This window comes from Streptacidiphilus sp. PAMC 29251 (assembly GCF_054208735.2).
The window spans coordinates 2,054,376-2,075,946 of sequence record NZ_CM135725.2; the positions used below are offsets into that span (position 1 = coordinate 2,054,376).

Annotated in this window: 15 protein-coding genes and 5 pseudogenes; 9 read left to right on the forward strand and 11 right to left on the reverse strand. The window is 71.3% G+C overall.

Annotated features, from left to right (window positions below; translation table 11 throughout):
• The first annotated feature begins 29 nt into the window (after positions 1-29).
• Entirely contained in the window at positions 30-2,183 is a 2,154-nt protein-coding gene (locus ACXKR8_RS09735) for a phosphocholine-specific phospholipase C (RefSeq protein ID WP_458272504.1), read from the forward strand.
• Here the strand turns inward: ACXKR8_RS09735 and ACXKR8_RS09740 are convergent.
• From ACXKR8_RS09740 to ACXKR8_RS09750, 3 genes and pseudogenes are all read right to left on the reverse strand, one after another.
• The gene (locus ACXKR8_RS09740) at positions 2,173-2,694 is read right to left on the reverse strand and encodes a cysteine hydrolase family protein (RefSeq protein WP_462100431.1); all 522 of its coding nucleotides are present in this window, start codon (positions 2,692-2,694) and stop codon (positions 2,173-2,175) included. The genes ACXKR8_RS09735 and ACXKR8_RS09740 overlap by 11 nt on opposite strands.
• Positions 2,681-2,941: pseudogene (locus ACXKR8_RS09745) on the reverse strand (isochorismatase family protein); the annotation flags it as partial. The pseudogene ACXKR8_RS09745 and the gene ACXKR8_RS09740, both read right to left, overlap by 14 nt.
• Positions 2,942-2,995: 54 nt before the next feature.
• On the reverse strand, positions 2,996-3,703 hold the full coding sequence (locus ACXKR8_RS09750; RefSeq protein ID WP_458272506.1) for a GntR family transcriptional regulator: 708 nt from the start codon (positions 3,701-3,703) through the stop codon (positions 2,996-2,998).
• Positions 3,704-3,804: 101 nt separating this feature from the next.
• Here ACXKR8_RS09750 and ACXKR8_RS09755 point away from each other — a divergent pair, with 101 nt between their 5' ends.
• Positions 3,805-4,479 carry an alpha/beta fold hydrolase gene (locus tag ACXKR8_RS09755; RefSeq protein WP_458272507.1) on the forward strand — a complete coding sequence of 225 codons (675 nt, stop codon included), beginning with the start codon at positions 3,805-3,807 and terminating at the stop codon, positions 4,477-4,479.
• An 11-nt stretch (positions 4,480-4,490) separates the two neighbouring features.
• Here ACXKR8_RS09755 and ACXKR8_RS09760 read toward each other — a convergent pair whose 3' ends face one another.
• From ACXKR8_RS09760 to ACXKR8_RS09770, 3 genes are all read right to left on the reverse strand, one after another.
• Complete coding sequence (locus ACXKR8_RS09760) at positions 4,491-5,507, reverse strand: hypothetical protein (RefSeq protein ID WP_462100432.1); 1,017 nt, start codon at positions 5,505-5,507, stop codon at positions 4,491-4,493.
• 753 nt (positions 5,508-6,260) lie between these two features.
• Positions 6,261-6,947 carry a cysteine hydrolase family protein gene (locus ACXKR8_RS09765; RefSeq protein ID WP_458272509.1) on the reverse strand — a complete coding sequence of 229 codons (687 nt, stop codon included), beginning with the start codon at positions 6,945-6,947 and terminating at the stop codon, positions 6,261-6,263.
• Between the two features lie 245 nt (positions 6,948-7,192).
• Positions 7,193-9,181: a sigma-70 family RNA polymerase sigma factor gene (locus tag ACXKR8_RS09770; RefSeq protein WP_458272510.1), complete on the reverse strand. Its 1,989-nt coding sequence runs from the start codon at positions 9,179-9,181 to the stop codon at positions 7,193-7,195.
• 195 nt (positions 9,182-9,376) lie between these two features.
• On the opposite strand from ACXKR8_RS09770, the gene ACXKR8_RS09775 reads away from it, so the two are divergent.
• From ACXKR8_RS09775 to ACXKR8_RS09790, 4 genes and pseudogenes are all read left to right on the forward strand, one after another.
• Complete coding sequence (locus tag ACXKR8_RS09775; RefSeq protein WP_458272511.1) at positions 9,377-10,423, forward strand: thaumatin family protein; 1,047 nt, start codon at positions 9,377-9,379, stop codon at positions 10,421-10,423.
• A 54-nt stretch (positions 10,424-10,477) separates the two neighbouring features.
• Positions 10,478-10,957, forward strand: a complete 480-nt coding sequence (locus tag ACXKR8_RS09780; RefSeq protein WP_458272512.1) for a peroxiredoxin — start codon at positions 10,478-10,480, stop codon at positions 10,955-10,957.
• An 85-nt stretch (positions 10,958-11,042) separates the two neighbouring features.
• Positions 11,043-12,120: pseudogene (locus ACXKR8_RS09785) on the forward strand (aminotransferase class V-fold PLP-dependent enzyme).
• Between the two features lie 74 nt (positions 12,121-12,194).
• Positions 12,195-12,871 (forward strand): annotated as a pseudogene (locus ACXKR8_RS09790) (MBL fold metallo-hydrolase).
• A gap of 8 nt (positions 12,872-12,879) precedes the next feature.
• Here ACXKR8_RS09790 and ACXKR8_RS09795 read toward each other — a convergent pair.
• Entirely contained in the window at positions 12,880-15,129 is a 2,250-nt protein-coding gene (locus ACXKR8_RS09795; RefSeq protein WP_458272515.1) for a family 2 encapsulin nanocompartment cargo protein terpene cyclase, read from the reverse strand.
• A 148-nt stretch (positions 15,130-15,277) separates the two neighbouring features.
• Between ACXKR8_RS09795 and ACXKR8_RS09800 the strand changes: the two are divergent.
• From ACXKR8_RS09800 to ACXKR8_RS09810, 3 genes and pseudogenes are all read left to right on the forward strand, one after another.
• Positions 15,278-16,317, forward strand: a pseudogene (locus ACXKR8_RS09800) (ADP-ribosylglycohydrolase family protein).
• Positions 16,318-16,519: 202 nt separating this feature from the next.
• Positions 16,520-17,557: a L,D-transpeptidase gene (locus ACXKR8_RS09805; protein WP_458272517.1), complete on the forward strand. Its 1,038-nt coding sequence runs from the start codon at positions 16,520-16,522 to the stop codon at positions 17,555-17,557.
• A 107-nt stretch (positions 17,558-17,664) separates the two neighbouring features.
• Positions 17,665-18,096: pseudogene (locus ACXKR8_RS09810) on the forward strand (RpiB/LacA/LacB family sugar-phosphate isomerase); the annotation flags it as partial.
• A 202-nt stretch (positions 18,097-18,298) separates the two neighbouring features.
• Here ACXKR8_RS09810 and ppk2 read toward each other — a convergent pair.
• The 4 genes from ppk2 to ACXKR8_RS09830 form a co-directional block, all read right to left on the reverse strand.
• Positions 18,299-19,096, reverse strand: a complete 798-nt coding sequence (gene ppk2 / locus ACXKR8_RS09815; protein WP_458274938.1) for a polyphosphate kinase 2 — start codon at positions 19,094-19,096, stop codon at positions 18,299-18,301.
• Between the two features lie 176 nt (positions 19,097-19,272).
• Positions 19,273-20,163 (reverse strand): ABC transporter permease, encoded by an 891-nt coding sequence (locus tag ACXKR8_RS09820; RefSeq protein WP_458272518.1) that lies wholly within the window; start codon positions 20,161-20,163, stop codon positions 19,273-19,275.
• On the reverse strand, positions 20,123-21,019 hold the full coding sequence (locus ACXKR8_RS09825) for an ABC transporter ATP-binding protein (protein ID WP_458272519.1): 897 nt from the start codon (positions 21,017-21,019) through the stop codon (positions 20,123-20,125). The genes ACXKR8_RS09820 and ACXKR8_RS09825 overlap by 41 nt, the downstream gene beginning before the upstream one ends.
• Complete coding sequence (locus ACXKR8_RS09830; protein WP_458272520.1) at positions 21,016-21,480, reverse strand: MarR family winged helix-turn-helix transcriptional regulator; 465 nt, start codon at positions 21,478-21,480, stop codon at positions 21,016-21,018. Before ACXKR8_RS09830 ends, ACXKR8_RS09825 begins: the two co-directional genes overlap by 4 nt.
• Between the last annotated feature and the right edge of the window lie 91 nt (positions 21,481-21,571).

A 21,571-nucleotide genomic window follows, 5' to 3' on the forward strand; every position in this document is an offset into this window, starting at 1 on the left:
AGCCACCATCGGAGAAAGCAGTGGGCAGCATGGACGAGCAGTCGCAGCAACCGTCGGACCGGCGTTCCGGGGCCGACGGGGCCGGGTGGAGTCGGCGTACGTTCATGGCGGCGTCGGCGGGGGCCGCGGCCGTGGTCGGGGTGGCCGGGACCGGCGTCGCGGCTGCCACCGACGCGCAGGCGGCGCCCCTCACTGCGACCGGGGCCACGGCGACGACCGCCACCGCGGCGAGCGCGAAGAGCGGGCTCACCCACACCCTGCAGGACGCCAAGCACATCGTGGTGGTGATGCAGGAGAACCGCAGCTTCGACCACTACTACGGCACGCTCAACGGCGTCCGCGGCTTCGGCGACCGGGCCACCATCCAGCTCGCCGGGGGCCACAGCGTCTTCGAGCAGCCCAACGGCTCGGGCAGGCAGTACCCCTGGGCCTTCAGCGACACCGAGGCCACCAGCTCCGCGGACCCGGAGCGGCTGGCCCAGTGCAACGGCGACCTGGCCCACTCCTGGGCCGACCAGCACGCGGCCTGGAACAGCGGGAAGATGGACTCCTGGGTCTCCGCCAAGGGCAACGTCCGCACCCTGGGCCACCTGAAGCGGGTCGACATCCCGTTCCACTTCGCGCTGGCCGACAACTGGACCATCTGCGACGCCTACCACTGCTCGATCCTCAGCGCGACCGGCCCCAACCGCACCTATCTGTGGAGCGGGATGATCGACCCGGCCGGCAAGTCCGGCGGCCCCGCCTACAACGGCGGCTCCGAGTCGGGCCTGCGCTGGCAGACCTATGCCGAGGCGCTGCAGAACGCCGGGGTGACCTGGAAGGTCTACCAGAACGCCCAGGACAACTTCGGCGACAACGGCCTCGCCTACTTCAGCCAGTTCACCACCGCCCCGGCGAGCAGCCCGCTGGGCTCCCTCGGCATGGGCAGCGTCCCGCCGGCCACCGGCCGCACCCCGGACGACATCGCCGCCGCCATCCGCGCCGACGTGGTGGCCGGCACGCTGCCGCAGGTGTCCTGGGTGGTCTCGGACCAGGCCAGCTCCGAGCACCCGTACGCCACCCCGCAGGACGGCGCGCACTTCGTGCACCTGGTGATGGACGCGCTGAACGCCGACCCGGACGTGTTCAACTCGACCGTCCTGTTTCTGAACTACGACGAGAACGACGGCTTCTTCGACCATGTGCCGCCGCCGGCCGCCCCCGCCGGAACCGCCGACGAGTTCTACAGCGGCGCCAACATCGGGCTCGGCTTCCGGGTGCCGATGACGGTCATCTCACCCTGGAGCCGCGGTGGTTGGGTCAACTCGGAGGTGTTCGACCACACCTCGGTGCTGCGCTTCCTGGAGAAGTGGACCGCGGCCATCGGCAAGCCCGCGACCTGTCCCAACATCAGCGCCTGGCGCCGGGCCGTCTGCGGCGACCTCACCAGCACCCTGGACTTCACCAAGCCGGTGTTCGGCATGCCCGCCCTGCCGGACACCAGTGCCACCATCGGCCTGGCCGCCTGCGGCCCGCTGTCGAACCCGGCGCCCACCGACAACGTGCTGCCGCAGCAGGAGCCCGGCACCCGTCCGGCCCGCGCCCTGCCGTACCAGCCGAACGGCAGCGTCAGCGAGTACACCTTCGGCTCCGGCGGCGTGGCCAAGGTGTGGATCGCCATGGCCAACACCGGCGCCCCGGCCACCCAGGCCGCGCACTTCTCCATCTACGCCAACGCCCACCGCAGCGGCGGCCCCTGGCAGTACACCGTGCCGGCCGGCGGCACCGTCAGCGACTTCTTCAACTGCGGGACCGGCTACGGCGACGGCGCCTACGACCTGACCGTGGTCGGGCCCAACCGCTTCCTGCGCCGCTTCCAGGGCAACGCCACCACGGCCGGCGCCACCCTCTCGGCCACCCCCGCCTACCAGCGCGCGGGCACGGCCGGCAGCGGCCTGTACCTGGCCCTCGGCAACACCGGCACGGCCAGGGCGACCTTCACCATCACCGCGAACAACTACCGGACCGGCGCCCCGGACACCCACAAGGTGGAACCGGGCACCAGCTCCTCCTACAGCGTCGCGGTCAACGGCTCGGCGCACGGCTGGTACGACGTGACCGTCACCTGCGACCTGGACCCGTCCTGGTCGCAGCGCTTCACCGGCCATGTCGAGGACGGCGGCGACAGCATCACCGGCTGAGACCGGCCGGGGCCGCGGCCGTCACCGTTTCGGTCGCGGTCGCGGCGGCGGTCGGCACGGCCAGCGCGGCCAGCAGGGCCGAGGAGTGGGCCACCGCGCCGAAGACCCCGCCCTGCATGGTGACCATCCGGACGGCCGCCTCGTGGTTGGCCGGGTCGGTGGCGCCGGTGCAGTCGGTGAGCAGCAGGCACTCGTAGCCGCGGTCGTTGGCCTCGCGCATGGTGGTGTGCACGCAGACGTCGGTGGTGATGCCGGTGAGGATCAGATGGGTGATCCCCCGGGTCCGCAGCAGCAGATCCAGGTCGGTGGCGTAGAAGGCGCCCTTGCCGGGCTTGTCGACGATCAGCTCCCCGGGCAGCGGCGCCGCCTCGGGGACGATCTCCCAGCCGGGTTTCGCCGCGGACCAGGATCCGTCCGCAGGGCCCGGCGTCGCCGATGCCGGCGCCCATCCGGCGGGAGCGCCAGAGCTTGTTGGGCGGGCAGTCGGCCAGGTCGGCGCGGTGGCCCTCACGGGTGTGGATCACCGTCATGCCGACCGCGCGGGCGGCGGCGAGGACCCGGGCAGTGGGGGCGAGCGGGGCCCGGGTGAGCGAGAGGTCGTAGCCCATGGTGTCGACATAGCCGCCGGGACCGCAGAAGTCGGTCTGCCAGTCGATGCAGAGCAGTGCGGTGGTCGCCGGGGCGATCACCCCGTCGTAGGGCCAGGGGTAGGGCTCGGCGACGACGGTGCCGGGTGTGGTGACGACGGTGCTGGTCATCTCGGTTCTGCCTCTCGGATAGGGGCCCGGCTCCCTGGTGGGGTCCGGGCGAGGTCAGTCGAGGGTGGCCATCCGGGCGATGGCCCGCAGGGCGCGTTCCTCGGCGACCTCCTTGGAGGTGGCGAGGTGGGCCCGGAAGACCCGCTCGGCGGTCGACGGGTCGTCGAGCATGACCGCGCCGAGGATCTCCAGGTGCTCGCTGATGGTCCGTTCGATCCGGTCGTCACTGAGGAAGTCATGGATCCGGATCACCCGGATCCTGGCGTTGACCGACCGCAGCAGGTCGACCATCACCTCGTTGCCGGCCGACTGCGCCAGCCGCACATGGAAGTCCTCGTCCAGGGCGACGAAGCCCGCGTCGGCGGGCGGCTGCTCCCGGCGCAGCCCCTCCCAGTCCTCGCGCAGGGCGTCCAGGGTGGGGCGGTCGTGGGTGGCCCCGATCTCGGCGGGACGCCAGAGCGCGCCGATCTCCAGGGTGCGCCGGGTCTCGTAGAGGCAGCTGATGTCGTTGGGGTCGGGGACGGACGGACGGTAGCCGCCGTCGCGGTGCCGGCTGACCAGGCCCTCGCCGTGCAGCCGGATCAGCGCGTGCCGCACCGGGGTGCGGGAGACCCCGACCAGGTCGGCCAGCCGCCCCTCGGCGAGCCGCCGGGTGAGCGGGAACGATCCCGACAGCAGCCGGTCCCGCAGCTGCCGGTAGGCGTCCTCGCTGGGCGAGGACTTCGACGCGGGATCCGGTGCCGTATCCAGAGCGGAATCCATGGGGTCATCCTCCGAAGCCGTCGTGTCGCGCTCAAGTCACTCCTGTTCCACCGACGTTACGGGCCCGCGGCGGCGACCGGGCAGGTCCTAGGCTGCTCGCTATGGCTGCGACGCGCGTTCTCCTCATCCACGGTGCGGCGACGACCGCCGCGGTCTGGTCGGCTGTCCGCAGCCTGCTGCCGGGGCTTGAGGTACTGGCTCCGCAGCGCGGCTACAGCGGTGAGCTGCGGGTCGAGTTGGCCGCGCTGGCGGAGGCGGCCGAGGGGGCGGTGGTGGTCGGGGTGAGCGGTGGGGCGACGCTGGGTCTGGCGCTGCTGGCGGCGGGCGTCCCGGTGGCGGGGGCGGTGCTGCACGAACCGGCGGTGGGGAGCCTGGTCCCCGGGCTGCTGGCGCATGTCGCCGCCGGATACGCCGCGGACGGCGTGGCCGGCTTCGGGACGGCGCTGTACGGGCCGTCCTGGGATCCGTCCCTGGCCCCGGCCGAGGAGGACGCGGTACGCAGGGACTTCGCCATGTTCCGGGCCTTCGAACCGACCCCGCTGCCCGCCTCCGGGGTCCAACTCATGACCACGGTGGGGGCGTTGTCCCCACCCGCCCGGCACACGGCGGCTCGGGCGCTGCGCGGCCTCACCGGCCTGCCGTACCGGGTGCTGGAGGGCTGCGGCCACGCCGTGCACCTGGAGCAGCCGGAGGCGCTGGCCGCGGTGGTACGCGAGGTGGCCGCCGGTGCGGCGGGAGTTGACGCAGCGTCAACTGCCTCCCGCCGCACCGGCTGAGCCCTGATGCCTTAGCCCGACGGCACGGCAGCCGGCTCCAGCACCGGGGCGGCCGTGGCCACGGCCGGCTCGCCGCCCTCGGGCAGCAGCAGGTGCTCGTCCGGGTCGGGCTCCCGTGGCGGCACCTTCTTCAGCAGGAACAGCGCGCAGACCACCCCCGCCAGCAGATATCCCAGCGCGACCTGCCCGTTGACGTCCCAGCCGACTTTCGCTCCGTGGATCAGGCCGACGAAGGACAGCGCCGCCCCCGCCGCGCAGTAGATCGCGGCCTTCTTGAAGTCGCGGTCGATCAGGAACACCACGATCGCGCCCAGGATCAGCCCGGCCAGCACCGCGCCGTCCCCGAGGATCATCAGCCCCTTGTAGATGACCCCCGCGTTGACCAGCGCGCTCTCCGGGACGGTCCCCGGCGCGCCGCCGACCGGGGGGATGAGCTTGCCGGCGCTGGAGAAGTCGACGTTCTGGTAGCCGACCGCCGAGAGCACGTCCGCCATCTGCCCCTGAGCCCAGGAGGCGACATTGGGGATGATCGCGATCATCACCGCGGCGGCGTGCGCCCGTGGCACCGCCTGGAACGCCTGCGCCCCGATCAGCAGGCCGATGTAGAGCAGGATCGGCACGATCGCGGGTATCGGCAGCAGCGCGCCGAGCAGCCCGAACACCCCGGCGAAGCAGAGCACCGCGATCACCACGCCGGTGGCCATCGAGTAGCCGGTCCGGCCGCCGGCCTTCTTCCAGCCGGGGTGGCCGATGTAGACGGCGGGCGGGAAGGGTGAGCCCAGGGCGGCGCCGACGATCGCGCCGGTGCCGTCCGCGAGCAGGACCGAGCGCAGGCTGTAGTTGTCGCCGGCCACCGAGGCGCTCTCGACATTGGTCATGCCCTCGGTGAAGTTGTAGATGCCGAGCGGGATGGCCGTCGACAGCAGCGGCCCGATATGGCTGATGCCGGTGAACAGCAGGTGGAACTGCAGCGTGGGCAGCGCGACGGCGATGTCCCTGGCGGCGGCGGTGACGTCCGGCGCGGACATGTAGCCGCCGGCCAGCCGATGGCGGTGCCGACCAGCAGCGCGGCCAGGCCGATCGGGATGTTGAACGGCAGCTTGAGGTTGGTGAAGAAGCCGATCAGGATGATCGCCAGCACCGGCAGCGCGATCCAGGCGGCCTCGAACATCTGCCCGGCCGGACGCATCGAGATGAAGGCCACCGAGATGCCGGCCAGGGTGCCCAGCAGCGCGGCCCGCGGCGTCCAGCGGCGGATGTAGGGGCCGACGAAGGCCCCGACGATGACGATGCAGCCGATCACGAACGCCCAGGCCAGACCGGCCTCCCAGGCCCGGATCGGGTCCTTGGTGGCGAGGTAGGTCGGCAGCATGATGACGAAGGTGACGATGAACATGTGCGGGACGGACGGCCCGTAGGGCATCGCCGCGACATCGGTGCGGTTCTCCCGCCGGGCCAACCGCCGGGCCAGATAGGTGTAGTAGACGTTGCCGATGAGCAGCTCGACCCCGAGCGCGGGCAGGATGGTGTGGTAGACGTCGTGGCCGGGGATGTTGACGACCCCGATGACCAGGCCGGTCAGCACCAGCACATTGACCAGGACGTTGAAGCCCAGGCCGAAGAAGGCGTTGGTGTCGCCGGGCGACCACCAGGGAATGGTGACCGGTGGTTCGGTCTCGGCGGTGGCCGCCGAGGGCGGCGCGGTGAGGGACATGGCGGGCTCCGTGGGGGATGTGGTTCCGACGGTGCAGGACCGAGCGTCGATCATCGAGCGTCGATCGTCAGAGTGCTTGGATTGCTTGGAGCGCCTTGAGGTAGTCGGCCGAGGTCGCGGTCCAGCCGAAGATGCCGCCCTGGGCGGAGATCATGGCCAGGCCGGCGGCCTGGAACTCGGGGAAGTAGGAGCCGACGCAGTCCTCCAGGACCAGGCAGTCGTAGCCCCGGTCGTTGGCCTCGCGGACGGTGGTGTGCACGCACACCTCGGTGGTGACGCCGGTGACGACGAGTTGGCGCACACCCGCCGCGACCAGGACGTCGCCGAATTCGGTGCCGTAGAAGGCGCCCTTGCCGGGCTTGTCGACGACGGTCTCGCCCTCGACGGGCGCGAGTTCGTCGATGATGTCGTGGCCGTACTCGCCGCGGATCAGGATCCGGCCGTTGGGGCCCGGGTCGCCGATCCGCTTGGAGGGCAGACCGCGGGTGAGCTTGCTGGGCGGGCAGTCCGAGAGGTCGGGCAGATGGCCCTCCCTGGTGTGGACCACCGGCAGCCCGAGGGCGCGGGTCGCGTCCAGGACGGCGTGCAACGGCTCGATGGTGCGCCGCAGTTGGCCGACGTCATTGCCGAGGCTCTCGCCGAAGCCGCCGGGCTCCAGGAAGTCTCGCTGCATATCGATGATGACCAGGGCGAAGCCGCCCGGGTCGAGCGGGAAGGGTGCGGGGTTCGCGGGAATGCTGACCGGGTCCGACATGAGGCTCCTCGCGTGACGGACGGGAGGTGCATACGGTGCGGTTCTTGAGTGCATTGCTGCGGTGCTGTTTCGAAGACTGTCGGGGATGCTGTTTGCCGCCGTGAGTCCCCGGCGTGACGAACGGATTACCGGTATCCCGTCCGGTATCCAGCTCGGGATCCCCGCCGCACAAGCATCTGGCCCGGCCCTCCGCAGCGGAGGGCCGGGCCAGATCGTTCGTACGGTGAAGGGTTGTTGACGGACAATCAGCCTCCGGCTGCCTCGAAGGCCTTGCCCGCGTCGGTGGCCACCGGGCCGCTGCGGAACAGGCCGGTGCTGGCCGCGGTGTCCGAGGCGGGGAGAGCGAACCAGGCGTAGCGCTGAACGAACGACAGCCCGGACAGCATCGTGGTGGAGGCGGTGACGAACGCCGCCTGCTGCGCCCCGGTCGGGAAGCGGGTGCCGTGGGAGAAGTCGATCAGGGCGTACTCGGTCAGCCAGATCGGCAGGTGGTAGCGGTTGTAGACGGCCTGGACGTAGGAGCGCAGCTGGTTCACCGCGTCCGGGGTGGTGAAGTCGCCGCCGTACCAGTGCAGGGTGATGAAGTCGACCCGGTAGCCCTTCGCCTTGGCGCCGCTCATGAAGCGGTCCAGCCAACCGCCCGCGGTGTCACCGCCGTAGGCGACGGCGGGGCTGCCCAGCTTGCTGCCGGTGGCCATCAACTGAGGCCACAGCTGCAGCGCCTGATCCACCGTCATATTGGACTGCGCGGACATGTCCGGCTCGTTGAAGCCGAGCAGGTACGGGCTCGCCGCCTTGGCCTGGGCCAGCGCGGTCGGGGTGACCGAGGCCGCGCCCCAGATCATCGGGACGAAGCCGATCCGGGACGGGGCGCTGATGCCGGAGTGGGTGGTGGACCAGGTGTAGTACCAGCTCGCCCCGGACTCGGTGAGAGCGGTGTTCACCCCGGAGAAGCTCCAGACACTGACGCCCTTCTTGGACGAGGACACCGTCTTCACCGTCGCCGGCGGCGGCACCGCCGGGTGGGTGGCCGAGGGCTTGGCGCTGTGCGAGGGGGTGGCGGACGGGCTGTGCGACAGGGTCGGCGTCGCCGCCGGGACGGAGGCCGCGGGGCTCACCGTCCCGGACCGGGTGACCTCCGCCGCCGCGACCGGACGCGGCTTCGCCGGGCTCCCGCCGAGACCGGACACCAGCACCGCGGCGATCGCGACCCCGGCCACGGTCACGGCGGCGGCCGAGACCGGCAGCACCTTGCCGCCGTGCAGCGCGGCCCGCACCCCGCCCCTGACCGCCCGGTGGCCCGGCCCGACACTGCCGATGTGCGAGGCGTGCCCGGCGTGGCCGGCCTGACCGGCCGAGGGGCCGTGCCCGAGCGAGGAGCCCAGGCCGGTGGCGCCCCCCACGTGCTGCGCGACCAGGTGCGGCGGCGGGACGAGCAGCGGCAGGCCGCCGAGCAGCTGGCCCATCGGGTAGAGCACCCCGCCCTGCTCCCCGCACTGCCCGCACTCGCGGATGTGCCGGGCCAGGCGCTTGCGCCAGAGCGGGCTGGGCACCCCGTCCCAGCTGCGGGTGAGCTCCAGCAGCGGGGCGCACTGCTGCCCCGGCTGGAACTGCAGCTGGAGCGCCCGGACGATGGTGCGGGCGGTCTCCAGCTGCTCCTTCATCCGCTGGACCCGGACCGCCGCATGGCGTCCGGAGAGGCCGAGGGCCTCGGCGAGTTCCGCGCGGCTCAGCTCGCCGGTCTCCTCCAGCCACCACAGGGCCAGCAGCGCCCGGTCGTCCTCGTCCAGCCAGCGGGTGGCCTCGGCCAGCTCGCGGCGCTGGTCGGTGAGGCCGAGCCGGAGGATGGTGAGCCCGGCGAAGTCGGAGGCCGGGTCGGGTATCTGCTCGGCGGCGTCCAGATCGGCGCGGTGGGTGTGCGAACTGCGCTGCTCCCGCTCGCGGTCCTGGACCTGGCGTACCGCGATGGCCACCAGCCAGGACCGGAAGGACTCCGGCTGCCGCAGTTCACCGAGGCCCCTGACCACCCGCAGCAGGGTCTCCTGCACCACGTCGTCCACGTCCGGGTGCCCGTTGAGGGCGCGTCCGACGATGTTGTAGACCAGCGGCAGCGACGCGGCCACCAGTGCGTCCAGGGCCAGCGGGTCGCCCTCCTTGGCGGCGAGGACCGTTCCGGCGCTCGCTCCGCCCAGTGCGGTCCCTCTGGCCGCCGTGCTCCGACCGGTTACACGCATGTCGACCTGGATCCTCTCGCTTGCCGTACCGCTTCGCTCTGCACAGGAGACGGGGCGGTGCCCGCAGGATCACAGAAACTTCGGGATCCGTTCCGAGGATTTCCGTTGTCGGCGGTGGCTGCCGCCGTCTCCTGAGTGGCGGGGGCCGGCCGGGCGCACGTGCGCCAGTGAAACGCAGAGGCAGCAGAGGTACCTATGGGACAGCGCAGGCAGGGCTCCAGCCGGACCCGGACATGGCTGATGGTCGGCCTGGCCGCCGTCGTGGGAGCAGTGCTCTCCATTGCCCTGTACCTCCCCTTCGGCCGACCGGACAGCACCGTGGTGACCAGCGGTGCGGCGCCGGGAGCGGCCGTCGCCACGGCGAACGCGGGCGGTCTGCCCGGGGCCACCGCGACCGCCGCCCCGCAGCCGAGCACGGCCACGGCGACCAGCACCCCCACAGCGTCCGCACACGCTACCGCGACCGCCCCGACCCTCCGCCCGGCCACCCCCCGCCCGACCGGCAAGGCGCCGAACCCGGCGAAACCGCCGAAGGCCGCCGCCGGGCACCGTACGGTGACCTTCGTCAACCGGCTGAGCCAGACCGTCTGGGTCGGCTCGGGACAGCAGACCGCCAAACCCGCGCTGACCACCAGCGGCTGGGTGCTCAAGCCGGGCCAGAGTCTCAGCATCAGCATCCCGGACCACTGGAACGGCCGGTTCTGGGGCCGCACCGGCTGCAGCTTCAACGCGGCCGGCAACGGGCACTGCCAGACCGGGGACTGCGACGGGAAGTTCCAGTGCCCCGGCTACGGCGCGATCCCGGCCACCCTCGCCGAGTTCAACCTCAACGCCTGGAGCGGCCTGGACTTCTACGACGTCAGCATGGTGGACGGCAGCAATCTGCCGATGTGGATCAACCTGGTCGGCGGCGCCAGTGCGGACAAGATCAGCGCTGACGGCTGCTCAGCGGCGGGCTGCACCCGCCCGGTGAGCTGCCCGGCCGCGCTGCGGATCCACGCGGGCGGGGCGGTCGTCGGCTGCGAGTCGCCCTGCGGGGTGTTCGGCACCGACCAGTACTGCTGCCGCGGCGCCTGGTCCGCGCGCGCCGCCTGCGACCCGACCAAGTGGCCGGTGGACTACGCGGCGGACTTCAAGCGCGCCGAGCCGTTCGCGTACTCCTATGTCGACGACGACGCCACCAGCACCTTCACCTCCACCGGGGAGGCCGGGTACCGGATCACTTTCGGGCTGACGCCATAATGGTGCATACGTCACAGTTCCCAGACGCCGGCCACCGCCCAGGGAGACCCCCGCATGGCTAAATCCCCCGAGGTCGGGCACGTCGCCCCCGACTTCACCCTGCCCGCCGTCCAACTCGTCGACGGCGAGCTGGTCCGGTCCGATCTGACCCTGTCGAAGGAGCGCGGCCACCCCGTGGTCCTCGCCTTCTACCCGGGTGACGACACGTCGGTCTGCACCAAGCAGCTGTGCTCGTACTCCTCCGGCTTCGAGGCGTTCACCGACCTCGGCGCCACGGTCTGGGGCATCAGCACCCAGGACATCGCCAGCCATGAGAGCTTCGCCCGCAAGTTCCAGCTGCGGATGCCGCTGCTGGCCGACACCGAGCGGGAGGCCGTCGCCGCCTACGGGATCGGCCTGGGCAGCATGCTGCGCCGGGCGGTCTTCATCGTGGACGCCGAAGGGGTGCTGCGCTGGAAGCACGTCGCCGCGCTGGGGCTGACCTTCCGTGACGTCCCCACGCTCACCGCCCAGCTGGAAGCCCTCAAGCAGTAACGCACAGCCTTTCATAAGCATTGCTTTGGCAGGCGACGAAAAAATCGCCGTGGACTTATCGATCGGCGACAGGAATGCTGGTCATATGACCACAGACCCGATCCTCTCGCTGGCCCCCGCCGAATTCGCACCCGAGACGGTGTACCTCAACACCGCCTCGATGGGCCTCCCGCCCGCCCGTACCCAGGCCGCGCTCACCGCCGACCTGGGTGCGTGGGCGGCCGGACGCTGCGATCCGGTCGGCTACGACCAGCCGGTCGGCGCGGCCCGGGCCTCCTTCGCCAGGCTCACCGGCACCGTGCGGGAGCAGGTGGCGATCGGCGGAACGGTGTCCGCACTGGTCGGGCTGGTGGCCGAGGCGCTGCCGAGCGGCGCCGAGGTGCTGCTGGCCGAGGGCGAGTTCACCTCGCTGACCCAGCCGTTCCGCAGCCGGGACGACCTGGTACTGCGCACCGTCCCGCTGGAACGGCTGGCCGAATCGGTCGGCCCGGCGACCGCGCTGGTCGCGGTGAGCGTGGTGCAGTCGGCGGACGGGCGGGTCACCGACCTGGCCGCGCTGCGCGCCGTCACCGCCGCCCACGGCGCGCGACTGCTGGCCGACGTCACCCAGTCCGCGGGCTGGCTCCCGATCCGCGCCGACGACGCCGACTTCCTGGTCTGCGCCCCCTACAAGTGGCTGCTCTCCCCGCGCGGCACCGCCTTCCTGGCGGTCGGCCCCGAGGCGGCGGCGACCCTGCGCCCGCTTCGCCCCCGGCTGGTACGCCGGCGACGACCCCTGGGCGAACTGCTACGACTCGGTCGCGTTCGCGCCCACCGCCCGTCGCTTCGACACCGCTCCGGCCTGGTCCGCGTTCGTGGGCGCGGCGGCCTCGCTCTCGCTGCTGGAGGAGCTGACCCCGGAGCGGATCGGCGCGCACAACCTGGCCCTGGCCGACCGCTTCCGCGACGGCCTGGCCGCGCTGGGACACATCGCCGCACCGGGACGGTCCGCCATCGTCGCCGTCCCCGGGCTGGGACGGGCGGCGGCCGAGCTGGCCCGGGCCGGGGTGGTGGCCTCCAACCGCGCCGGCAACCTGCGGCTCTCGTTCCACCTCTACAACACCTCGGCCGACGCCGATCGCGTGCTGGACGTTCTCTCCACGCTGAATTCGCCCGCAGCGTAAGGATGCTGACGGCAGGTCACCAGGCGGCGTAGGTTTCCGGCATGGAGCCCCACGAGATCGTCCCTGATCTGTTTATGATCCCCTTCCCGGTCGGCCACGCCTACCTCTGGCGTGACGAGGACGCCCTCACCCTGATCGACGCCGGCGCCGCCGGTTCCGGCTCGACCGTCGCCGCCGCGATCAAGGGCCTGGGCCTGGACCCGGGACGGCTGCGCCGGGTCGTGCTGACCCACTTCCACCCGGACCACGCCGGGGGCGCGGCCGAGATCGGCAGCTGGACCGGGGTCTTCGGCCCGGTCACGGTGATGGCCGGCGCGGCGGACGCGCCGGTGATCCGCGGCGACCGGGCCGGGACGCCGCCGGTGCTGCTGGACTGGGAGCGGCCGATCTTCGAGAGCCTGCCGCCGCTGCCCCCGGCCCCACCCGCACGGGTGGACCGGGAGCTCACGGACGGCGACGCCATCGACTTCGGCGGCGGCGCCCGGGTGGTGGCCGTCCCGGCCACACCGACGGCAGCATCGCGATCCACCTCCCGCACCGCCGGGTGCTCTTCACCGGCGACGCGGTGGCGAACATGGACGGCAGGACCATGCTGGGCGTCTTCAACACCGACCGTGAACGGGCCATCGCCTCCCTCCGGCGGATGAGCGAACTGGACGGGGTGGAGACCGCCTGCTTCGGCCACGGAGACCCGATCAGCGCCGGGGCCTCCGCGGCCCTCCAAGCAGTGGTGTCAGCCTCAGCCGGTTGAGCCCCCTGTCAGGCTGACCCCCCGCCGCTGAACACCTCGGCCAGCCGGGCCGCCGAGGTGCCCAGGCCGGACGGGGCGGCCGGCCGCCAGATGTCGGCGACCGGGAGGAAGCCGTTGTGGCGCAGCAGGGTGGCCTCGTCGTAGCGGAAGCAGCCCCGGTGCCAGTTGAGGATGCCGGACATCCAGTCCTTCAGCTCGGCGGCATAGCCGTCGAGGGTGCGCCTGGCCTCCTCGGAGAGGTCGAAGTCGTCGTAGAGGGCCGGGAGTTCCAGGCCGACGATGTGCTGGAACTGCTGCATCCTGGCCGTCATCAGGTTGTTGACCACGACCAGGGCCTCTGCCGCCTCGCAGTCCAGGAAGTTCTGCACCACCAGCACCGCGTTGTGGATCTCCCCCTCGAACTGGATCTCCTTCTGGTAGGAGAAGACGTCGTTGAGCAGGCAGGCGTAGTCCGCGGCGGAGTTCTCCATGTTGCGGATCGGCCGGGAGCGGTAGACCTCCGGCGGCACGCTCAGGCCGTGCGAGAGCCGGGACAGGCTCATGGTGAGATCCGAGCCGAAGGTCTTCCGGCGCATCTCCACATAGTCGACCGGGTCGGGGATCCGGTTCTGCTTCTGGTTGGTCAGCTCCCAGAGCCAGCTGTCCGCCATGTCCTCGATCGAGGTCCTGAACTTGCGCCGGTCGGCCGGGGTCATCGGACCCGCCGTCCGGGTCCAGAGGTCGAACAGCGAGCGTTCCAGCGGGCTGGTGGCCAGCGGCACCGGTTCGGTCGCGTCCAGCGGCATGAACAGCGACATGCGTTCGGTGCAGAGCTTGGCCGCGCCCAGATCCGGGGTGCGGCCGAAGATCACCGGGTAGAGGTCGTCGCCGTAGGTGCCCCAGGCCAGCCAGCCGCTGGTGAGGTCCAACTCCTCGATGGTGGCGTCCGGGTGGATCCCGGCCGCGCACAGCGGGAGGTCGTAGTCGCGGATCTTCTCCTCGCTCCAGACCCCCGAGCCCGGGACGCCCGGAATCACGTCCAGGATGCCCATCCGCTGCGCCCACTCGACCAGGTGCTCGCGCGAGGCGTCCAGGTGCGGGCTCATCCGCAGCGGATAGGGCATGAAGAAGTCCGGCAGCGGGAGGTGGCCGACCGGGCGGTGCGGGGCATTGCCGTGCTGCCTGGTCCGCCGCGGCAGCGAGGCCGTCAGCGAACCGAGCAGCCGGGCGGCCGAGGTGCCGATCCCGACCGGCCCGTCCAGCACGGACGCGCCCGCGCCGCCATCCGCGCCACCGCCCGCGCCGTTCATGTAGCGGCTGGAGCGCATGTGCCACTCATGGCCGCCGGACTGCCAGTCCTGCAGGCCCTTCACATAGAGCCCGACGTCCAGGACGGACTTGGGGTCCATCCCGCTCTCCAGCAGCAGCGGCGGCACCTCCGTCAGCGCGGTGTGCTCGAACTGCTGCAGCCGGGAGGTCAGCAGCTCATTGGTCAGCTCGGCGGCCTGCTGGGTGCCGCAGCCGAGGAACTGCTCCAGTACCAGCACGCAGTTGGCCAGCTCGCCCTCGTCCTCGACCTCGCGCTGGTAGGAGAACAGGTCGTTGCGCAGGTGCACCCCGTCCGCGAAGGTGTCCTTGAGCACCTGCATCGGCCTGCTGGCGGCGATGTCGGCCGGGACCTCGGCCCCCACCGCGTGCTCCACCAGGTCGGCCGACCAGGGCGCGCCGCCGACCTTGCGGCGCATCTCGATGTACTCGACCGGGTTGGAGAGCCGGCCCTCGTTGATGTTGTTGAGCTCCCAGAGCGACTCCTCCAGTAGCGCGCGGGTGCTCTCCCGGAAGCGCTCGGCCCAGGCGCCCGACATCGACGGCACGGTACGGGCCCACAGGTCGGCGAGCCCCTCCTCGACCGCGTTGGTCGGCTCCGGGGTGCCGGACGCGGCCATGAACAACGGCAGCCGGTCCAGGTACGCCTTGGCCCCGGCCATGTCCTGGGTCCGTTTGAAGATGTCCAGGAAGTGGTCGTCGAAGAAGAAGACCCAGACGTACCAGTCGGTCACCAGGGCCAGTTCGGCGGCGTCCGCGTCGGGGTGGGTGTAGGCGCAGAGCAGCGCGTAGTCGTGGGCGTCGAAGGTGGCCTCGTCCCAGATGCCGGAGCCCTCGATCATGGTCATCCTGCGCGCCCAGGCCTTGGAGTGCTCGCGGGCCTCCTCGACATGAGGGTTGATACGTGCCGGGTACGGCATGTAGAAGTCGGGGAGCGTGAACGGCTGTGCCATCGGCGGTCTGGCCTTTCGTCGTCCTACATCAACTTCGACCCTAGGACGCCGCCGCGGGGCGGACAATGAACTTCGGACCGACTCGCCCGATCAGGTGAATCAGCGGCGAGTCATGATTGAAATTCCAGACCACTGAACGGGGGCCGAGATGACGGTGACGGGCAAGCAGGCGGCGACGGGATCGCTGCTGGGGCTGGCGATCGGGGACGCGATGGGGTTTCCCACCGAGTTCAACACCATCGCTCAGATCACCGCGAAGTCCGGGCCCTGGCGCGGGCTCACCCTCCCGGTCTCGTCCGGGACCGCCTATGTGACAGACGACACACAGATGACGCTCGCCCTCGGTGACGGACTGGTCACCGCACTGGCGTCCGGAACGCTGACCGCCGAGCGGATGGAGCCGCCGGTCCGGGCCGAGTTCATCGCCTGGTGGCGCTCCCCGAGAACAACCGCGCGCCGGGGATGACCTGCCTGACCGCCTGCGAGGGCCTGAGCCGGGGCGGGCGCTGGCAGGCCGCCAGCCAGGTCGGCTCCAAGGGCTGCGGCGCGAACATGCGGGTCGCGCCGATCGGGCTGGTCCCCGGGCTGACCGCCGAGCAGCGCTCGGGAGCGGCGCAGCTGCAGTCCGCGCTCACCCACGGCCACCCCACCGCGCTGGCCGCCAGCGACCTCACCGCGCACACGGTCTGGCTGCTGGCCGGGGGCGCCGCACCGTCCGAACTGCTCCCGCTGCTGCGCGACCACGCCCGGGAGAACCGCGGCGTCTACCGCGAGGACTGGCTCGGTGACCTGGCCGAACACGCTCAGGTCCAGGATCGGACCGGGTTCGTCGCCCGGGGCTGGGACGAGTGCCTGGCGGTGCTGGACCGGGTGGAGTCCGCGCTGGGCCTGCGGCCCGGTTCGCCCTCCCCCGACCTGGACGCCGACCCCTGCCTGGCGACCGGGGCGGGCTGGATCGCGGAGGAGGCGTTCGCGACCGCCCTCTACTGCTTCCTGCTGCTGCCGGACGCCCCCGAGGACGTGGTGCGGCGGGGCGCCTTCTCGTCCGGGGACTCCGACTCCATCGCCGCACTGGCGGGGGCCTTCGCCGGAGCGCACCTCGGCGCGGAGGCCTGGCCGGCCGCCTGGACCGAGGTCATCGAGTACCGGGAGCGGCTGCTGGCGCTCGGTGCCGCCTGGGACTCCTGAGGCCGACCGGTCCGGGACGGCCGGGACCCCTGGGAGCGACCGGTATTCCTGGGAACTCCCTGGGTTCTGCCGCCCCGGGGACCCTTCGAGTCCGAATCTTGACTTTTAAATCATATGCTCGGTGCAACCGCCGACATGGGGATCCGAGTCCTACTGACGTCGGACCTCGGATGGCATGACGTGACGTGAGTGGAGCAGGGGCGTGGGTCGGATCAAGAACAGCATCGGGATAGCACTGCTGGCGGGAGCCGTTCTGGCGAGTGCGAGTGCCTGTGGCGGCAGCGCCACGGCCTCGGGCCAGAAGACCTCCCCCGTCGCCGGCGCGAGCGGAGGCGCCAGCACCGGCGCCGGCTCGACCGCCGGAAGCAGCGCGAGTTCCAGCCCGAGTGCGACCGCGAGCCCGAAGCCGACGCACCCGTCGGGTCCGCCGCTGCTGCTGGACTCGATCACCCCGGCCACCGGAGGCACGGTGGGGGTGGCGATGCCGATCTCCATCGTCTTCTCCAAGGCCGTGGCGAACTCGGCGCGCAAGGCGATCGAGCAGCACCTGGAGGTGACCACCTCCACGCCGGTCACCGGCGCGTGGCACTGGTTCAGCAGCCAGCGGGTCGACTGGCGTCCGCAGAGCTACTGGAAGCCCGGCACCAAGGTCACCGTGAAGGCGGCCCTCACCGACGTGGGCGACGGCAACGGGCGCTACGGCACCCACGACTACACCCACGACTTCACGGTCGGCTCCGACACCGAGACCAAGATCTCGGTGCCCGGCCACTCGATGAAGGTCTACCGCAACGGCGCGCTGGTGAAGAGCATGCCGATCGACGCCGGCAGCCCGAGCTTCCCCTCGTGGGACGGCACCATGGCGGTCATCGGCAAGGCTCCCGAGGTCCGGATGCGGTCCTGCAGCGTGGGCATCGCCTGCAACAAGAGCGACCCCAACTACTACGACATCACCCTGCCGTGGGACGTGCAGCTCACCTACTCCGGCACCTACGTCCACTACTCCACGGGTGACCCCCAGCCGGGCCACAGCTACGGCTCGCACGGCTGCGTGCACCTGTCGCTGGCGGACTCCAAGTGGTACTACAACTACGTCAAGCAAGGTGACCCGATCACCATCACCGGCTCCCCCCGCGGCAAGGCCGCCGGCGACAACGGCTACGCGGCCTTCAACCTGACCTGGACCCAGTGGCTGGCCGGCAGCTCCCTCGGCTCCACCACCACCACCACCGCGACCTGACGTTCGCACCCCGCTCGCTCCCGGTGTGGGCCCCCTCCGCTCGTCGGAGGGGGCCCACACCTCGTTGGGGGCTCGTTAGGCTCGCTGGGGCTCGTTAGGCTGCGAACATGCGTATCTCGATCTCCTCCGACCTCGACGAGGGCGTGGCCCGGCAGCTCGCGGAGGAGCTGCTGCGGCGCGGCCACACCCTGCTCCGGTACGGCGCGCTGCGGGAGGGCGGCGAGAACGACTGGGCCTACTGCAGCGAGGCCGCCGCACGGGACGTCGCGGAGGGCAGGGCCGACCAGGCGGTCGTCTGCTGCTGGACCGGGACGGGCGCGTCCATCGCCGCCAACAAGGTCCCCGGCGTACGCGCCGCCCTGTGCGCCGACGCCTACACGGCCACCGGCGCCCGCCGCTGGAACGACGCCAACGTCCTGGCCCTCAGCCTGCGGCTGACCTCGGCCCCGCTGCTCACCGAGATCCTGGACGCCTGGTTCACCGGCGCCCCCAGCCAGGACCCCACCGACCAGCGCAACATCCACCACCTCACCGAGATCCCCGCCCCCGCGGACACCCCGGCCCCCGCGGACACCGTCGATCGGCGCTTCGTGCTGATGCGCCAGGACGACAACGGCAACCGCTACGTCGTCGCCCGCTACGCCGACCACGCCGAAGCCACAGCCGCCGCCGAAACCTTCGAGTCCCGCGGCCACAAACAGCTCTACTGGGTGGACACCCCGACGGACAGCTGACAGGAAGTCAGTCGCCGGTGAGGGTGCTGGCGTGGTCGGGGACGTAGTGCTGTTCCTCGCGCGGGGTGCGCTGGTAGCCCTGGGAGGGCGGGCGCTCGGGGAAGTCCAGCTCCTCGGTGGGGATCTCGTGGTACGGCACGGCGGACAGCAGGTGCGCCATCATATTGATCCGGGCCCGGCGCTTGTCCTCGCTCTCGACCACGTTCCAGCGCGCCTCGGGGATGTCGGTGTGGACGAACATCTCGTCCTTGGCCCGGGAGTAGTCCTCCCAGCGGGTCACCGACTCCAGGTCCATCGGCGAAAGCTTCCAGCGCCGCATCGGATCGTCCCGGCGGGCCCGGAACCGGCGTTCCTGCTCGTGGTCGCTGACCGAGAACCAGTACTTCAGCAGGTGGATGCCGTCCTCGACCAGCATCCGCTCGAAGATCGGGCACTGGTGCAGAAAGCGGTGGTACTCGTCCTGGGTGCAGAAGCCCATCACCCGCTCCACCCCGGCCCGGTTGTACCAGCTGCGGTCGAACAGGACCACCTCCCCCGCGGCCGGCAACTGCTCGACATAGCGCTGGAAGTACCACTGACTGCGCTGCCGCTCGGTCGGCGCCGGCAGGGCGGCGACCCGGGCCACGCGCGGGCTGAGGTGCTCGGTGACCCGCTTGATCGCCCCGCCCTTGCCTGCGGCGTCCCGCCCCTCGAAGACCACGACCACCCGGGCGCCGGTGCTGCGCACCCACTCCTGAAGGGTCACCAGCTCGGCCTGCAGCCGCACCAGTTCACGCTCATAGGGCTTCTTCGGCAGCCGTTCCAGCTTCGCCGGCTTCGACTGTTTATCCGACTTGGGTGACTTCTCCCGCTTGTCCGACACGCCTGGGGTACCCCGTCCTCGATCGCCCGTTCCGCCCGTTCCCCTGCTGCGAGCCACCGTACGTCGGGGCACCCCCGGCGCGCCCTCGGACCGCGCCGTTCGGGTTAGACCGAAGGGACTTACTTGGCGAGCCGCCCCAGCAGCGCGGAGGCTGCCGCGATGCCGCAGAGGGCGGCGACGACCAGGACGGTGAAGTCGGTGAGCAGATGCGAAGGAGTGCCCAGCAGCAGCCCGCGCAGAGCGTCGACCTGGTAGCTGAGCGGATTGGCCTTGCTGATCGCCTGGAGCCAGCCGGGCATGATGCTGACCGGGTAGAGCGCGCTGGAACTGAAGAACAGCGGCATGGTGATGGCCTGGCCGATGCCCATCAGCCGGTCCCTGGTGAGGACGATCCCGGCGATGGTCATGGAGAGGCAGGAGAAGAACGCCCCGCCGAGGATGACCACCACCGCCACCCCGATCAGCTTCAGCGGGTTCCAGGTCATGCCGACCCCGAGGATCGCCGCGAAGACCACCACTACCAGCGCCTGGATCACGGCCTTCACACCGGCCGCGAAGGCCTTCCCGGTGACCAGGGCGGCCCTGGGGGTGGGGGTGACCAGCAGTTTGGTGAGGACCCCGGAGTCCCGCTCCCAGATGATCATGATGCCGTAGAAGATGGCGATGAACATCGCGGACTGGGCGATGATCCCCGGCGCCAGGAAGTCCAGATAGGGGACGCTGCCGGTGGGGATGGCATGGATCCGGTTGAAGGTCTCCCCGAAGATCAGCAGCCACAGGGCCGGCTGCACCGCACGGGTGTAGAGCTCGGTCCGGTCGTGGCGCAGCTTCTGCAGCTCCACGATGCACATCGCGCCGACCCTGGCCGGGACGATCCGCCAGCCGGTACGGGCCCTCGGCGGGGTGAGCAGCAGCGACAGCGTCCCCGCGGCGGTGGCAGTAGCAGCCACCGCGGGCGCGGCCGCGGCCTCAGCCGACACGGGAAGCGGTGCGGCGGGTGCGGCGGACATCGCGGAAGTCCTCTCCGTCGGCGTTGTCGGACGAACTGCCTTGGAGGCCGCTGCCCGCGTGGTGGCGGAACACGTCCTCCAGGGTCGGCGACTCCAGCACATCGGCCAGGTCCGCCTTGAGGCGCTCCGGGGTGCCGAGGGCGCGGATCCGTCCCCGGTGCATCAGGGCGACCCGGTCGCAGTACTGCTCGGCCTCGTCCATGTAGTGGGTGGTGACCAGCACGGTCATCCCGGTGGCCTCGCGGATCTCGGTGATCCGCTCCCAGACGCTGGTCCTGGCGATCGGGTCGAGCCCGATCGTCGGCTCGTCCAGGATCAGCAGCCGCGGGGCGCTGACCAGCGCCTGCGCCAGTTCCAGCCGCCGGATCATGCCGCCGGAGTAGGTCCCGGCCAGGCGCTCGGCGACGTCGGCCAGACCGACCGCGTCCAGTGCCTCGGCGACCCGCGCGGCCCGCTCCCGGCGCGGGACGTCGAAGACCCGGGCGAACAGCGAGACGTTCTCACGGCCGGTCAGGCCGCTGTCGGCGGAGAGCTGCTGCGGGACGTAGCCGAGGAGCCGGCGGACCGCCATCTTCTCCTTGGCGCAGTCGTGGCCGAAGACCTGCACCATCCCGGCCGGGACCGGGAGCAGGGTGATGATGGCGCGGATCGCGGTGGTCTTCCCCGCGCCGTTCGGGCCGAGCAGCCCGAACACCTCCCCCGGCTCGACCTTCAGGTCGAGCCCGTCGACGGCCTTGGTGTCGCCGAAGGAGTACTCCAGACCGGTGCAGTGCACGGCCGCCGGCGGTTCGGCGGCTGCTTCGGGCGGCTCGCGCAACGCCTCGTCGGACGGTTTCTCGGACAGCGGTAGCGTCATATCCCCTCCGTGACTTCCCTGTGCAGTCCCCCGGCGAGCCCCCGCAGCGCGGGAAGCGCGGCGGCCAGCGCCGCCCGGTCCTGCTCCGACAGCGCGGCGACCTGGCGGCTGACCAGATCCCCCCGCTTGGTGTCCCAGCCGCCCATCCGTTCGGCGGCCTCGTCGGTGATCGTCAGCCGGACCGCCCTGCGGTCCTGCGGGTCGGCCACACGGGTCAGCAGCCCGGCCGCCACCAGCTGGTTGACCAGGGTGGACACCGAGTTCCCGGCGAGATGCAGCTCCTTCGCCGCAGCCGCCACCCCGATCCCCGGACGCAGTCGGACCAGCCGCAGCAGCTCCACCTGGGCCCCGCGCAGCCGGGGTCCGGTCAGGTCCTGGCGGAGCCTGCGCCGGATCAACCGCTGAATGCCGACGAGTAGTTCGGCGAGTTCGGTGATGTCTTCCTCGGGATTCGTGCCCACCTCTGTATTTTACCTCTTAATAGGAGCTATCTGTCCAGAGCGCCCGTCCGCCCCCGGACGGTAATCATCAACCTCTCAGGTTGCTCCTACG

Bases quoted from the DNA above. Each gene is read 5' to 3' on its own strand.
- ACXKR8_RS09735 (WP_458272504.1), top strand. From the start codon at position 30: ATGGACGAGCAGTCGCAGCAACCGTCGGACCGGCGTTCCGGGGCCGAC.
- ACXKR8_RS09750 (WP_458272506.1), bottom strand. From the start codon at position 3,703: ATGGATTCCGCTCTGGATACGGCACCGGATCCCGCGTCGAAGTCCTCG.
- ACXKR8_RS09755 (WP_458272507.1), top strand. From the start codon at position 3,805: ATGGCTGCGACGCGCGTTCTCCTCATCCACGGTGCGGCGACGACCGCC.
- ACXKR8_RS09760 (WP_462100432.1), bottom strand. From the start codon at position 5,507: ATGTCCGCGCCGGACGTCACCGCCGCCGCCAGGGACATCGCCGTCGCG.
- ACXKR8_RS09765 (WP_458272509.1), bottom strand. From the start codon at position 6,947: ATGTCGGACCCGGTCAGCATTCCCGCGAACCCCGCACCCTTCCCGCTC.
- ACXKR8_RS09770 (WP_458272510.1), bottom strand. From the start codon at position 9,181: ATGCGTGTAACCGGTCGGAGCACGGCGGCCAGAGGGACCGCACTGGGC.
- ACXKR8_RS09775 (WP_458272511.1), top strand. From the start codon at position 9,377: ATGGGACAGCGCAGGCAGGGCTCCAGCCGGACCCGGACATGGCTGATG.
- ACXKR8_RS09780 (WP_458272512.1), top strand. From the start codon at position 10,478: ATGGCTAAATCCCCCGAGGTCGGGCACGTCGCCCCCGACTTCACCCTG.
- ACXKR8_RS09795 (WP_458272515.1), bottom strand. From the start codon at position 15,129: ATGGCACAGCCGTTCACGCTCCCCGACTTCTACATGCCGTACCCGGCA.
- ACXKR8_RS09820 (WP_458272518.1), bottom strand. From the start codon at position 20,163: ATGTCCGCCGCACCCGCCGCACCGCTTCCCGTGTCGGCTGAGGCCGCG.
- ACXKR8_RS09825 (WP_458272519.1), bottom strand. From the start codon at position 21,019: ATGACGCTACCGCTGTCCGAGAAACCGTCCGACGAGGCGTTGCGCGAG.